The sequence below is a fragment of the Anaerofilum hominis genome (assembly GCF_014287275.1).
Taxonomy (GTDB): Bacteria; Bacillota; Clostridia; order Oscillospirales; family Ruminococcaceae; genus Pygmaiobacter; species Pygmaiobacter hominis.
The window spans coordinates 152,398-164,874 of the sequence record NZ_JACONZ010000001.1 but is presented as its reverse complement, the minus strand read 5'-3'; the positions used below and the strand labels follow the sequence as shown (position 1 = coordinate 164,874).

The window sequence follows — 12,477 nt, the reverse complement described above, 5'->3', positions numbered from 1 at the left end:
ACGAACGTCATGGAGCAACGCGAAGATTACGTCGTGTTCATCGGAGGGCCCTGCATCGACGAGTATTACACCGTGGAGCATTGGCCGCGCGAGGGGGACAAATTTGTCGGCCGGTTTGCGGGCAATGTGCCTGGCGGTATGATCGCCAACGCCGCCTGCGTGTTTGCGGGCTACGGGCCAAAGACCTATTGCTTTTACGGGATGGGCAGGGGCGGGACCACCGATTTCCTGCTGGACGATCTGAAAGCCCACGGGGTGGACGTCTCCCGCATGATCCTGCTGGAAGACCATCACGACGGCAAGTGCGTGATCTTTCAAAGCCGCGCCGACCGCACCATCCTTGTGGTGGAGGGGGAAGAGCGGCGCCTGCGGCTGGAGGATGAGCAGCGGCGTTTTTTAAACGGGGCGGGGTTCGTCTACACCACGCTGCAGTGCATGGAGCGCTTTGAAGATGCGCCGGGGCTGTTCTGCGAGATGAAAGCCCACGGCGTGAAGATCGTGCTGGACAACGAGCCCTCCACCTATGTGGAGGGGTGGGAAAAGTACATGAGGCACGTCCACACCGCGTTTTTCAACGAACACAGCCTGGCGCTGTTCCAGGCGGGCGGCAGCGAAGATGAACTGCTGCGGCGGCTGTTCGGCATGGGGGTGCAGATCGTGGTGGAGACCCTGGGCAAGGAGGGCTGTGCCGTCGTCACGCGGCAGGGGCGGTTTGCAGTGCCCGCCTACGACGTGCCGGTCGTGGACACGACCGGCGCCGGGGACACCTTCAACAGCAGCTTTGTCTTTGGCCTCAGCCAGGGATGGGGGCTGCGGGAGAGCGCCGGCTTTGCCACTGCGGCGGCCAACATGGCTGTAATGGCCCAGGGGCCGCGCAGCGGCATCACCAGTGAAGAGAACGTGCGGGATTTTATGAGGCAGAACGCCGACCTGCTGGGCAGGGAAGCGCTGTGTACCGATCAACAAAGGAGGTAGATCACAATGATCGCATATGACAAAATACTGGGCTGCCTGGTAGGGGCGGCCGCCGGGGACGCCATGGGGGCTGCCACCGAGATCCGCACCCGGGCGCAGATCCACGAGCTGTTCGGCGGGGACGTGAGGACGTTTGAAAAGCCCCCCAAGGACACTTTTGCGCGCGGGAGCGAGCCGGGACAGGTGACCGATGATTTTTCCGTGGCGTATGTGACCGCCCGCGCCATTGCCGACAACGGCGGCGCGGTGACCGGGGAGGTCGCAAAGCAGGCCCTGTTGGAGTGGTCCGGCGTGGAAAAATGGTTCGCCCGCTTTGCCGGCCCCACCACCCGCGCCCATGTGGCCGCGCTGAAAGGGGAGGCCGTGCCCGCTGCCGACGGCTTTGTGCCAGTGAATGAGAACGGCCAGTCCACCAACGGCGCGGCCATGAAATCCGCCCCCATCGCCCTGTTCAGCGGCGGGGATTTGGACAAAGCCATCGCGGACGCACTCACGGTGTGCCGGCTCACCCATTCCAACCAGATCGCGCTGTCGGGCGCAGCGGCCGTGGCCGCCGCCACCGCCGCCGCCCTGCGGGAGGGAGCAACCCTTTTCGACGTCGTGCAGGCCGGCCTCTACGGCGCGCGGGAGGGAGAGCGCCTGGGCGGCGCTGTGCACACCAACGCCGGGGCCAGCGTGGAAAAACGGATGAAGATGGCGATCGCCATCGGGCTGTTCGCCCATGACATGGACGAGGCGATCGACCAGATCGGCGCTTATATCGGCTCCGGGCTGATGGCCGCGGAAGCCGTACCGGCCGTGTTCGGCCTGATGGTCGCCGCCAAGGGGGATACGCTGGAAGCGATCTGCGGCGGCGTGAACATCGGCGACGATACCGACACAGTGGCTACCATGATCGGCGGCATTCTGGGCGCGCTGAACGGCGCGGGTTCCATGCCCGCGGAGTATCTGCCGTATCTGGAGCGCCAAAACGGCATCGAGCTGGAACAGCTGGCCCGGGACGTCAAGGCGCTGGCGGACCGCGGGTAAAGCGCGGGCCGCGGCAGGCCGGCGCGGGCAGCGCACATATCGGCAAGCGGGGAGGTCGTCGGATTGGAATACGAGATCGTGTGCAGGGACGCCTTTGCCGTGGCGGGCGTCCGCGGGGTCACGCCCGAAGCCGGAGGCGTCTGGCCGCAGCTCAAAGCAGACGGCGGCCTAAAAGCGCTCCGGCACCTGGCTGGGCCGGACAGCCCGCTGCTTGGGCTCTGCTTTGGCTTTGACGCGAAGGGAAAGAACGACAATATGGTGGGCTTTCCCCTGCGGAGCGCCGCGCCGGACGGCTGCGAGGTCTTTCGCTATCCGGCCTGCCGCTGCTTTTTGCTGAGAGGAAGAGCTCCTGGACCGGCCTGGGGGAACGGCCGGCGACAGGTTCTGGCCGCCAAGATCGGGCCGGGCGGCGCCTGTGTCCGGCGGGGAAAAGTTTTTGAGAAGGCCCGGGACGTCGTGCGCTGAAAGCGCCCCGCCGCCCTCACAAGCCACGCCGTCGTCCTCATAGACCGTCCCGCCGCCCCGCAGGCCACCCCGCCGCCCTCATAGACCGCCCCGCCGCCCCGCAGGCCACCCCGCCGCCCCCGCAGGCTGCCGCGCGGCGGCTAGGGCTGTCCGCCGGTAAGGGCGGCCCCTGTTTTCAGCTGCCGGAAAAGCTGCAGAACGCGGCAGTCCTCCAGCTCAAAGCGCTTGCCCGCCAGCCCGTGCAGCGTATTTTCCGCCGGGATGGTTTCGGCAAAGCCGAGCCGGAAAGCGCAGAGCGCCTGATCCTGCAGGGAGGGAAAACCGGCGTTCAGCTGTGGATCGCCGTATTTTTTATCGCCCAGCAGCGGGCAGCCGAGAAAGGCCAGATGCGCCCGGATCTGATGGGTTCGCCCGGTGAACAGGGTGATCTCGCACAGCGAAAGGCCCTGGCTTTCTTCCAGCACCTTTACGCCCGTGACGATCTCCTTGCGGCCCTCGGCCAGGCGGCGAAAGACGCGCACCCGGTTTTTGGCCTCGTCTTTTACCAGATAAGCGGTGTGCGTCCCCTCCGGCGGACGGCCGGAGGCGATGCAAAGATATTGCTTGTGCAGCAGCCCCTCCCGCACCAGCGCGGTGCCGTCCCGCAGGGCCGCATAGGTCTTGGCGGCCAGCACCAGACCCTCGGTGCCCCGGTCCAGGCGGTTGCAGAGCGCCGGACGGAACGGGCTGCCCCCGGCGGGCGCATAGTCCCCTTTTTCTTTGAGATACTCCACAAACCGGTCCACCAGATTGGCGTCGCCGGTGCGGTCCGGGTGGCAGAGAAGATGCACGGGCTTGTAGAGCAGCGAGATGTTCTCATCCTCGTAAACGATCCTGAGCGGCGAACGCTTTTGGGACGCCGCTTTTTTTTCTGCGGCGCAGGGGAAGAATTCGTCGTTCAGGTAGAGCTCGACCAGGTCCCCCTCGCACAGGCGGTATTCCGCCGCCGCCCGCTTGCCGTTTACCTTGATGCGGCGGTTGCGGAAACTCTTGTGCAGCAGCGAGGCAGGCAGCCCGGCGGTGACCTTTTCCACAAAGCGGGAAAGGCGGACCCCTTTTTCATTCGGCCCGGCGGTAAAACTTTTCACAACGGTCCCTCGCGATCTCTTTTAAATTGCAGAAGATTCAGATATAATAAATAAAATTGGACGGCCTGCCGCGCGGGGACGGCAGCCGCCGGTGAGCGGGCCGCCGCGCGGGCAATGGGCCGAAAAACACTGGCAACAGTATAATGCAGTTTGCAGGGGGTGTCAATTTTGAGCGTGCACGACGGCCACCGGGAGCGGCTGCGCCAGCGCTTTCTGGATCAGGGACTCTCCGGCTTTGCGCCGGTGAACGCGCTGGAACTGCTGCTGTTTTTTACGCACAGGCGGTGTGATACCAACGAGATCGCCCACCGCCTGCTGCAGCGCTTCGGCAGCTTTTCCGGGGTGCTGGACGCGCCCTACGACGCCCTTTGCGGCGTGGAGGGGATGGGCCCGCTCTCCGCCTGCCTGCTCAAGCTGGTGGCGGCCTGCGCCGGCTATTATGCCGCCGACCGCGCCCGCGGGGGCGAGGCCATCACCTCCAGCGCCAAGGCGGGCGCATATCTGGCCCCCCGGTTCCTGGGCAGCCGCAACGAGGAGGTCTATCTGCTGCTGCTGGACGACCGGCGCAGGGTGCTGCGCTGTGCAAAGCTGTTCGAGGGCACGGTGAACGCGGCCCCCATCACGGTCAAGAAAGTGGTGGAGGAGGCGGTCGCGGCAAACGCCACGGGCGTTATTCTGGCCCACAATCACCCCGGCGGCCTGCCGCTGCCCTCAAAAGACGACCGGGCGGCGACTGAAAAGACCGCGCAGGCGCTGGCCCTGATCGGCGTGCGTTTGCTGGACCACATCATCGTCTCGGACGGCGAGTTCACCTCGATGGCGGACAGCGGCCTGCTGCCTGCCGCCGGGCCCTGACGGCAAAACGCCCCCCCTTGCAGGAGGGGCGAAAGCGGCACGGAAAAATGCGAAAAGCGGCCGCCGGCCGGGGCCGCCGCGCGCACAGCCGGGCCCGCAAAAGCAGCCGGACCTGCCGCGGGGGGAAAAAGCCCTCTCCCATCTCCGGCCGCCCGCGGCGCGCGTTTTGCTGCGCGCCCTTTACAAGCGGCGTCCGATATGCTATCATTTGAAAAGCGCATAAGAAGTGCGCTTTTTGACTGAAGTCAAATTCCTACCATGCCCTAAAAATAGTGAAAACAGATAACCGCAGTTTATAAAAGCTGCTGGAATTGTAAGAATACAATTCCAGCGGCTTTTTTTGTCTGAAAACGGGCCTTTGCAGGCGGGGAAGACCACGGCCGGCTGGCCGGGGGCGGTTTCACAGCGAGGAGATGTGACAGCAGAGAATGGATCTGGAGTATGTGCAGAAAAAATGGCGTCATGAGAGGACGGGCGACCTGTCGGCGAGCATCAGCGCCTGGGACAGCGTGGCGCAGGATTATGTGCGGGAGGACGGCGCGGGGATGGAAGAAGACGGATTTTTGCGTTACCTGCGGCAAAAGGTGCCGCTGACGGGGACGGCGCGCATCCTTGACGTCGGCTGCGGCGCGGGCGCTTACGCTATCGCCCTGGCGCCGCAGGCAGAGCAGGTGGTGGGGGTGGATTTTTCGCCAAAAATGATCGAGGCCGCCCGGCGCAGCGCCGCCCGGGCGCAGCGGACAAACGTCTCTTTTTTGGAGAGGGACTGGCACAGCTGCCCACAGGAGGAGTTCAGGGGAAAATTTGATCTGGCGTTTGCCCACACGACCCCGGCCGTGGCGGATTACGACACGCTGGTGAAGATGATGGGGGCCTCGACAAGATACTGCGCGCTGTGCAGGCCTGCCCGCCGCACCGACCGGGTTTTCGACCGCCTGCGGGAGATCGCGGGCTGTGCGGGACGCGGGGACGACGCCGCTGTCGCCTACATTTTTGACACGGTATGGGGGCATGGCTGCGACCCGGAAGTCACCTTTTGCAGGACTGTCTGGCAGTCTCAAAAAACGGTCGCCGAGGCGCAGACATGGTATCTGGGGCGGCTGAAAGGCCTCCGCACCCTCACCCCTGCGGCAGAAGAGGAGATCGCGCGCTATCTGGAACAGATCAGCGTCGACGGCGTTGTGACCGAGAGGACCGAGACGACGCTCGTCAATTTTTTTTGGGAGATGGATGGATGAAAATCAGCGTCATTTATTTCAGCGAGACCGGCGGCACCGGGAGGGTGGCAGAGTTTATCGCGGGCGGCGCCCGTGCGGCAGGGGACACGGAGGTGCGTCTGTTCAATTTGAAGAGTGGAGTGGATGCGGACTTTGTCAACGACTGCGCCGCTGTGATATTTGGTACTCCCACCTATTGCGCTGGCATGTGCTGGCAGATGAAAAAATGGTTTGATACGGATCGGGGTGTGCGGCTGGGCGGCAAATTGGGAGCCGTATTTGCCACCGAGAATTCCCCCAATGGCGGCGGGGCGGAAGCGGCCATCCTGAGCGTGGTCACCCATCTGCTGGTCAAAGGCATGCTGGTCTACTCCAGTGGAACCGAGTTCGGCAGACCTTTTATTCATATCGGGCCCACAGTGGTGAGGAAAAATATCCCCGAAAAAGAAGAACTCTGCGATCTGTTCGGCCGCAGGATCGCGCTGAAAGCCCACGCCTTATTCGGGGCTTCTTCCCGCTGAGGTGCAGTATGAGAGCAAATACAAAAAAGCAGCGGCGGCTGAAAAACGGGGCCGGAGAAACGGGCGGGGGCGTCAGGGGATACCACACCGCCATCCGCCGCAAGTGGGCGGTCATCGCCGGCCTGTTTGCCGCAATGATATTATTTATGATCTTTTCCGTAAACGCCGGTTCTGCCGCGTTATCCCCGTGGGAGGTGTTCAGAACAGTGATCGGGGCGGGGGATGAGCGCGGCTTTGTGGTCGTCTGGCGCATCCGCATGCCCCGCGTGGCGGCGGCGGTGGTCGCCGGGGCGGGGCTTTCCATCGCGGGGTGCGTGATGCAGACCTGTCTGAAAAATCCGCTCGCTTCCCCCTCCACGCTCGGGGTGTCCGCAGCGGCGACGTTTGGCGCGAATGTGGCGATCGTCGGTTTGGGGGCGGGCGCTGTGCTGAACACCGCGTCGGACGCCGTGGCCATCCGCGATCCGTATCTGGTCACCATCTGCGCATTTGCCTGTTCTTTCGCGGCGATCCTGCTGATTTTGGCCCTCTCAAAGCTGAAAGGGTTTTCGCCGGAGTCCATCGTGCTGGCCGGCGTGGCGCTCAGCTCGCTGTTCAGCGCCGGCACCACGCTGATCCAATATTTTGGGGACGACGTGGCGATCGCGGCGGCCCTGTTTTGGACTTTCGGCGATCTTGGCCGGATCTCCTGGACAGAGGTGGCGATCCTGACGGCCGTCACGGCTGCGGCGATCCTTTACTTTTTATTGATGCGCTGGGACTACAACGCGCTGGCCAACGGGGAAGAAACGGCCAAAAGTTTGGGTGTAAAGACGTTCCGTGTGCGCTTTTGGGGCCTGATGGTTTCCGCTCTGCTCACCGCCGTGGCGGTGTCGTTTATGGGCATGATTGGCTTTATCGGCCTGATCGGGCCGCAGATCATGAAGCGGGCCGTGGGCTCTGACCACCGCTTTCTCATCCCGGCTTCCGCGCTGATGGGCGCTGTGATCCTGCTGCTGGCCGACACCTGCGCCAGAACGATCCTCTCGCCCGTCATCCTGCCGGTGGGGGCCATCACGTCGCTTCTCGGCGCGCCGATGTTCTTTTATATGCTGCTGAAAGGAAAACGAGGCCAATGAAGCTGGAGATCAAAGATCTGTGTTTTGCCTATGGGACACACGAGATCGTGCAGAACGTCTCCTTTGAAGCGGAGGAGGGACAGATCCTGGCCGTGCTGGGCATCAACGGCGTGGGAAAGTCCACGATGCTCCGCTGCATCAACAGGATCAACCGGCCCCGCTCCGGCAAGATCACGGTGGGCGGCAAAGACGTCGCCCGAATGGACGGGGCCACGCTGGCAAAGCACATCGGTTATGTGTCCCAGAACTGCGAATTTTCCGAAAGCACGGTGTTCGATGCGGTGCTGCTGGGGCGAAAGCCCTTTATTCAATGGGATGTGACGGGCCATGACCTGGAGATCGTGCAGGAGGTGCTGGGCCTTTTGTCGCTGGAGGGGTACGCCATGCGCAGCGTCAACGAGCTGTCCGGCGGCGAGCGGCAGAAAGTGGCCATCGCGCGGGCGCTGGCCCAGCAGACGCCGGTGCTTCTTTTTGACGAGCCGACCAGCAACCTGGACCTGAAGAACCAGCTGGAGGTGCTGCAGACCATCAGGACCATCGTGCGGGAAAAAGGTCTGACCGCCGTGGTGACCATTCATGACCTCAATCTGGCCCTGCGCTTTGCCGATCGCTTCCTGATCATGAAAGAGGGCCGCGTCTACGCCGACGGCGGGGCCGAAGCGGTGAATACCGCCGCCATCCGCGAGGTGTACGGCGTGCGGGCCGCGGTGATGGAATGCAGCGGCCGCAGGGTGGTGGTGCCCGAGTAAACGCAAAGGGGACGGCGGCGCGACTTTGCGCCGCAGCTCCCCGGCCCGCCGGGGCGGCCTGCATGCCGGGAGCGCAGCTGCCCCGGGGCGCAAGAGCGTCCTGTCCCGCGTCTCTTTGCACGGCGGGAAGAGAAAATAATTTAAATCGGTGCCGCGCAAAGCGGCGGAATGGGTGATATTTTTTATGAGAAAAACAATTGCATTGCTTCTGACGGCGGTGCTGGCGCTGAGCCTTTGCGCCTGCGGCGGCCCGTCGCCCGCACAGGCGGGCGGCAGTTCGGCCCCGGCCGCACAGAGCGGCGGTGCGGACAGTTCCGCATCGGATTATGAGGTCACCGACCTGCTCGGGCGCAGCGTGAGGATACCGGCCGAAACTTCCGGCTACGCCTGCATCGGGCCCGGCGCGCTGCGGCTTTACTGTTACATAGCCGACGACGCGCAGCTGGTCGGCGTGGAGGAGATCGAGCGGTCCGGCCAGGACGGGAGACCCTACGCCATGTCCATCCCCGACGCGGCGCAGCAGCCTCTCATCGGCCCCGGCGGCCCGGCAAACGCGCCCGACGCGGAGCTGCTCTTCGCCGCCGGGCCGGACGTTATTTTCACCTGCTATACGGCTGATGTGTCCGCCGTCGACGAATTGCAGGCCAAAACGGGTATCCCCGTGGTCGCCCTCAGCTATGGCGCAGGGCGCCTTTTCGACCAGTCGGTATATGATTCGCTGTCCCTGATCGGGCGCATCACGGGCAATGAGGCGCGCGCCGCGGTGGTGGTCGATTATTTTGAAGAGATCAAAAACGACCTGACCGCGCGGACGGCCGGCGTCGCGGAAAAGCCCTCGGTATATCTCGGCTGCCAGTCCAGCCGCGGCTCTCACGGGATCGAAAGCACGACGGGCGATTATGCGATCTTTGATACCCTCAATGCCGTCAACGTCGTCAAGGAAGCCGGCATCAGCGGGTATGCGATGCTTGACAAGGAAAAGCTGCTGGAGATGGACCCGGAAGTGATCGTCATCGACGCCGGCGGCCTGTCGCTGCTGCAGGAGGACTACGACGCCGATCCCGAGTTCTACAAGGCGCTCAGCGCGTTCAAAGACGGCAGGGTCTATCTGCAGATGCCGTTCAACTATTACACCACCAATCTGGAGATCGCCCTGGCGGACGCCTATTACATCGGCAGCGTGCTATACCCGGAGCAGTTCGCCGACGTGGACCCTGCTGAAAAATTTGACGAGCTCTCGGCGTTCTTCTTGGGGATCGATTGCTATGAACGCATCGCCGCACAGTATTACGGCGGATTTCAGCGGGTCGTCCTGGGCGGCTGAGATCCGGAAAGGCCGGCGGCCGGAACGCCTGCCGGCCATTGTGCAATAAGATAAGGAGAATGAAAAAATGGACAGCAACAAACTTTGGGAAAAATGCGTGGCTTTTCACGGGCACGAATGCGGCGGCCTGACCATCGGTTATCAGGCGGCCCTGTATGCGGCAGAACTGCTCGGCCTCACCTTTTCCAGCGACGAACAGGTCGTCTGCATCTCGGAAAATGACGCCTGCGGCGTGGACGCCATCCAGGTGCTCCTGGGCTGCAGTATCGGGAAAGGCAATCTGCTGTTTCACATGACGGGCAAACAGGCGTTCTCGTTCTATGACCGTAGATCGGGCCGCTCTGTTCGTCTGGTATTGAAAAATAAGCCTCGGGAAATGAGCCGGGAGGAGTCGTTCCAATACTATCAGAGCCGCAGGCCCGCCGAGCTGTTCGAGGTAAAAAAGACCCGCATCGACCTGCCGGAAGAGGCCCGGATCTTTGATTCCTATGTCTGTGAAAGCTGCGGCGAGACCGCGGGGGCAAACTGGATCAGGCTGAGGGGCGGCAAAAAGCTGTGCGTCGACTGCTGCCGTCAGTACGACCGGTTCCGCGTCTGAAAAAGAAAGAAGCGCTCCGTCAGCGACGGGCGCAGCGGGACGCGCCGCGCCCGGATGCTTTGGCCGCGGCCGTTTTGCGCCGCAGGGGCCGGAGGCTGAAAAAAACGGGAGCGCCGGGCCCGGCGCCGCGCGGGCCGGAAAAACAGCACTGAAAAAACACAGGAGCCGGGGCCACAGGGAGCGGGGGACGTCCCCGGCCCTGCGCCGCGATCAAAAAGGGGATAACCTTGCGGTTATCCCCTTTTTGACCATAGGCCGAGGCTTTGCAGGCGGAAACCGGCCCGGCGGCAATTATTTTACGCGGACAGAGCTTTAAAAACCAGCCCTATCGTGCTATAATATAACATTGGGGTCTTGTCTGCCCGCCGGGGCGATGCGTTCGCAGAATACGAATTTAAAGACGGGATCCGTACCATCCTAATGGTAGCATGACACAGGACGCTTTTAAAGCCTGATCCACACAAATTTTATAGATCTCTCCTGCAGACGGCCGCGGCCGCCCGCCGGGGGGAACAGGGAGGCGGGGCAATGGACGAAGAGTACAAGCCCTTTAAACTGGTCGCGCCCTATCAGCCGACGGGGGACCAGCCGCAGGCGATCGCCAAGCTGACCGAGGGCGTGCTCAAAGGGTATCGGGAGCAGGCCATGCTGGGGGTCACCGGGAGCGGTAAGACCTTTACCATGGCCAATATCATCCAAAATCTGAACAGGCCCACGTTGGTTTTGGCGCACAACAAAACGCTGGCAGCCCAGCTCTGCACCGAGTTTCGGGAATTTTTTCCGGAAAATGCAGTGGAATATTTTGTCAGCTATTACGATTATTACCAGCCGGAGGCGTATATTCCTTCCACCGATACCTACATTGAAAAGGACAGCGCCATCAACGAGGAGATCGACCGGCTGCGCCACTCGGCCACCGCCGCTTTGTCAGAGCGGCGGGACGTCATCATCGTCGCCAGCGTCTCCTGCATCTATTCCCTGGGTGACCCCATCGATTACCGCAGCATGGTCATCTCGCTGCGGCCGGGCATGAGGATGAAGCGGGACGAGCTGCTCTCCCGTCTGGTGGACCTGCAGTACGAGCGCAATGACATCAACTTTACCCGGAACAAATTCCGGGTGCGGGGGGATATCGTTGAGATCAACCTGGCCTATGCAAACGACGTGGCCATCCGGGTGGAGTTTTTCGGCGACGAGATCGACCGCATCAGCGAGGTGACGGCCCTCACCGGCGAGCGCCGGGCCGTGGTCAAGCACGTGGCCATCTTTCCGGCCAGCCATTACATCGTGCCAAAGGAGAAGATGCAGGAGGCCATCCGGGACATTCAGGATGAGATGGCTGCACAGGTAAAGGCCTTTACGGATCAGGGCAAGCTGATCGAAGCGCAGCGCATCGCCCAGCGCACCATGTATGACATCGAAATGCTGCAGGAGGTGGGCACCTGCAAGGGCATTGAGAACTACTCGCGCGTGCTGTCCCGCCGCGCCCCGCACAGCATCCCCTGCACGCTGCTGGACTATTTTCCCGACGATTTTCTGCTTTTTGTGGACGAGAGCCACGTCATGCTACCCCAGCTGCGGGCCATGTACGGCGGCGATCATGCCCGCAAGCAGAGCCTCATCGATTACGGTTTCCGGCTGCCGTCGGCCTATGACAACCGGCCGCTGACCTTTGACGAGGTACAGGACAAGCTGAACCAGATCATCTATGTCAGCGCCACCCCCGGCCCTTATGAGCGGGAGCGCTCGGTCCAGATCGCCGAACAGATCATCCGCCCCACCGGCCTGCTGGACCCGGAAGTCATCGTCAAGCCGGTGGAGGGGCAGATCGAAGACCTGCTGTCCGAGATCAACGAGCGGGTGGCAAAGAGCGAACGGGTGCTCATCACCACCCTGACCAAGAAGATGGCTGAAGACCTCACCGACTTTTTGTCCGAACACGGGGTCAAGGTGAAATATATGCACCACGAGGTGGACACCTTTGAGCGCATGGAGCTCATCAAGGACCTGCGCACCGGCGCCATCGACGTGATCGTGGGCATCAACCTGCTGCGCGAGGGGCTGGACCTGCCCGAGGTGACGCTGGTGGCTATCCTGGACGCGGACAAAGAGGGCTTTTTGCGCAGCGAGACCAGCCTGATCCAGACCATCGGCCGGGCCGCCCGCAACGCCGAGGGCAAGGTCATCATGTACGCCGACACCGTCACCCCCAGCATGGAGCGGGCGCTCACCGAGACCGACCGCCGCCGCCGCATCCAGATGGCCTACAACGAGGCGCACGGCATCGTGCCGACCACGATCAAAAAGGAGATCCGGGACAGCATCGGCATCTCGACCACCGACGACGAGGAGAACCGCGGCCACCGCATGAGCAAGGCGGAAAAGGAAAAGCTTATCGAACGGCTGACCCGCGAGATGAAAGAGGCGGCCAAGATATTGGAGTTTGAACAGGCCGCTTTCCTGCGCGACCGCATCGAAAAACTGAGAAAGGGCAAATAA

The 12,477-nt window shown here is 62.6% G+C and carries 12 protein-coding genes; 11 read left to right on the top strand and 1 reads right to left on the bottom strand.

What is annotated here, in order from left to right; all coding sequences use genetic code 11:
• Positions 1–9: 9 nt before the first annotated feature.
• The 3 genes from H8S23_RS00750 (at position 10) to H8S23_RS00740 (ending at position 2,469) form a co-directional block, all read left to right on the top strand.
• On the top strand, positions 10–975 hold the full coding sequence (locus tag H8S23_RS00750; RefSeq protein ID WP_186886408.1) for a carbohydrate kinase family protein: 966 nt from the start codon (positions 10–12) through the stop codon (positions 973–975).
• Positions 976–981: 6 nt separating this feature from the next.
• Complete coding sequence (locus tag H8S23_RS00745) at positions 982–2,004, top strand: ADP-ribosylglycohydrolase family protein (RefSeq protein ID WP_186886407.1); 1,023 nt, start codon at positions 982–984, stop codon at positions 2,002–2,004.
• Positions 2,005–2,067: 63 nt separating this feature from the next.
• On the top strand, positions 2,068–2,469 hold the full coding sequence (locus tag H8S23_RS00740; protein WP_186886406.1) for a GyrI-like domain-containing protein: 402 nt from the start codon (positions 2,068–2,070) through the stop codon (positions 2,467–2,469).
• 140 nt (positions 2,470–2,609) lie between these two features.
• Here H8S23_RS00740 and H8S23_RS00735 read toward each other — a convergent pair whose 3' ends face one another.
• Positions 2,610–3,596 (bottom strand): pseudouridine synthase, encoded by a 987-nt coding sequence (locus H8S23_RS00735; RefSeq protein ID WP_186886405.1) that lies wholly within the window; start codon positions 3,594–3,596, stop codon positions 2,610–2,612.
• A gap of 174 nt (positions 3,597–3,770) precedes the next feature.
• On the opposite strand from H8S23_RS00735, the gene H8S23_RS00730 reads away from it, so the two are divergent.
• The 8 genes from H8S23_RS00730 (at position 3,771) to uvrB (ending at position 12,477) form a co-directional block, all read left to right on the top strand.
• A complete protein-coding gene (locus tag H8S23_RS00730) occupies positions 3,771–4,451 on the top strand; it encodes a JAB domain-containing protein (RefSeq protein ID WP_341479894.1) in 681 nt (226 codons plus the stop codon).
• A 428-nt stretch (positions 4,452–4,879) separates the two neighbouring features.
• Entirely contained in the window at positions 4,880–5,689 is an 810-nt protein-coding gene (locus H8S23_RS00725) for a class I SAM-dependent methyltransferase (protein ID WP_186886403.1), read from the top strand.
• The gene (locus H8S23_RS00720; protein ID WP_186886402.1) at positions 5,686–6,189 is read left to right on the top strand and encodes a flavodoxin family protein; all 504 of its coding nucleotides are present in this window, start codon (positions 5,686–5,688) and stop codon (positions 6,187–6,189) included. The genes H8S23_RS00725 and H8S23_RS00720 overlap by 4 nt, the downstream gene beginning before the upstream one ends.
• An 8-nt stretch (positions 6,190–6,197) precedes the next feature.
• Entirely contained in the window at positions 6,198–7,307 is a 1,110-nt protein-coding gene (locus tag H8S23_RS00715; RefSeq protein WP_186886401.1) for a FecCD family ABC transporter permease, read from the top strand.
• Positions 7,304–8,056: an ABC transporter ATP-binding protein gene (locus tag H8S23_RS00710; protein WP_186886400.1), complete on the top strand. Its 753-nt coding sequence runs from the start codon at positions 7,304–7,306 to the stop codon at positions 8,054–8,056. The genes H8S23_RS00715 and H8S23_RS00710 overlap by 4 nt, the downstream gene beginning before the upstream one ends.
• Positions 8,057–8,240: 184 nt before the next feature.
• Positions 8,241–9,380 carry an iron ABC transporter substrate-binding protein gene (locus H8S23_RS00705; protein ID WP_186886399.1) on the top strand — a complete coding sequence of 380 codons (1,140 nt, stop codon included), beginning with the start codon at positions 8,241–8,243 and terminating at the stop codon, positions 9,378–9,380.
• A 67-nt stretch (positions 9,381–9,447) separates the two neighbouring features.
• A complete protein-coding gene (locus tag H8S23_RS00700) occupies positions 9,448–9,978 on the top strand; it encodes an FmdE family protein (protein WP_186886398.1) in 531 nt (176 codons plus the stop codon).
• Positions 9,979–10,506: 528 nt separating this feature from the next.
• Positions 10,507–12,477, top strand: a complete 1,971-nt coding sequence (gene uvrB, locus H8S23_RS00695; RefSeq protein ID WP_186886397.1) for an excinuclease ABC subunit UvrB — start codon at positions 10,507–10,509, stop codon at positions 12,475–12,477.

Excerpts from the sequence above, each read along its gene's own strand:
- H8S23_RS00745 (WP_186886407.1), top strand. The coding sequence starts at position 982 with ATGATCGCATATGACAAAATACTGGGCTGCCTGGTAGGGGCGGCCGCC.
- H8S23_RS00710 (WP_186886400.1), top strand. The coding sequence starts at position 7,304 with ATGAAGCTGGAGATCAAAGATCTGTGTTTTGCCTATGGGACACACGAG.
- H8S23_RS00705 (WP_186886399.1), top strand. The coding sequence starts at position 8,241 with ATGAGAAAAACAATTGCATTGCTTCTGACGGCGGTGCTGGCGCTGAGC.
- H8S23_RS00720 (WP_186886402.1), top strand. The coding sequence starts at position 5,686 with ATGAAAATCAGCGTCATTTATTTCAGCGAGACCGGCGGCACCGGGAGG.
- H8S23_RS00750 (WP_186886408.1), top strand. The coding sequence starts at position 10 with ATGGAGCAACGCGAAGATTACGTCGTGTTCATCGGAGGGCCCTGCATC.
- H8S23_RS00700 (WP_186886398.1), top strand. The coding sequence starts at position 9,448 with ATGGACAGCAACAAACTTTGGGAAAAATGCGTGGCTTTTCACGGGCAC.
- H8S23_RS00715 (WP_186886401.1), top strand. The coding sequence starts at position 6,198 with ATGAGAGCAAATACAAAAAAGCAGCGGCGGCTGAAAAACGGGGCCGGA.
- H8S23_RS00725 (WP_186886403.1), top strand. The coding sequence starts at position 4,880 with ATGGATCTGGAGTATGTGCAGAAAAAATGGCGTCATGAGAGGACGGGC.
- uvrB (WP_186886397.1), top strand. The coding sequence starts at position 10,507 with ATGGACGAAGAGTACAAGCCCTTTAAACTGGTCGCGCCCTATCAGCCG.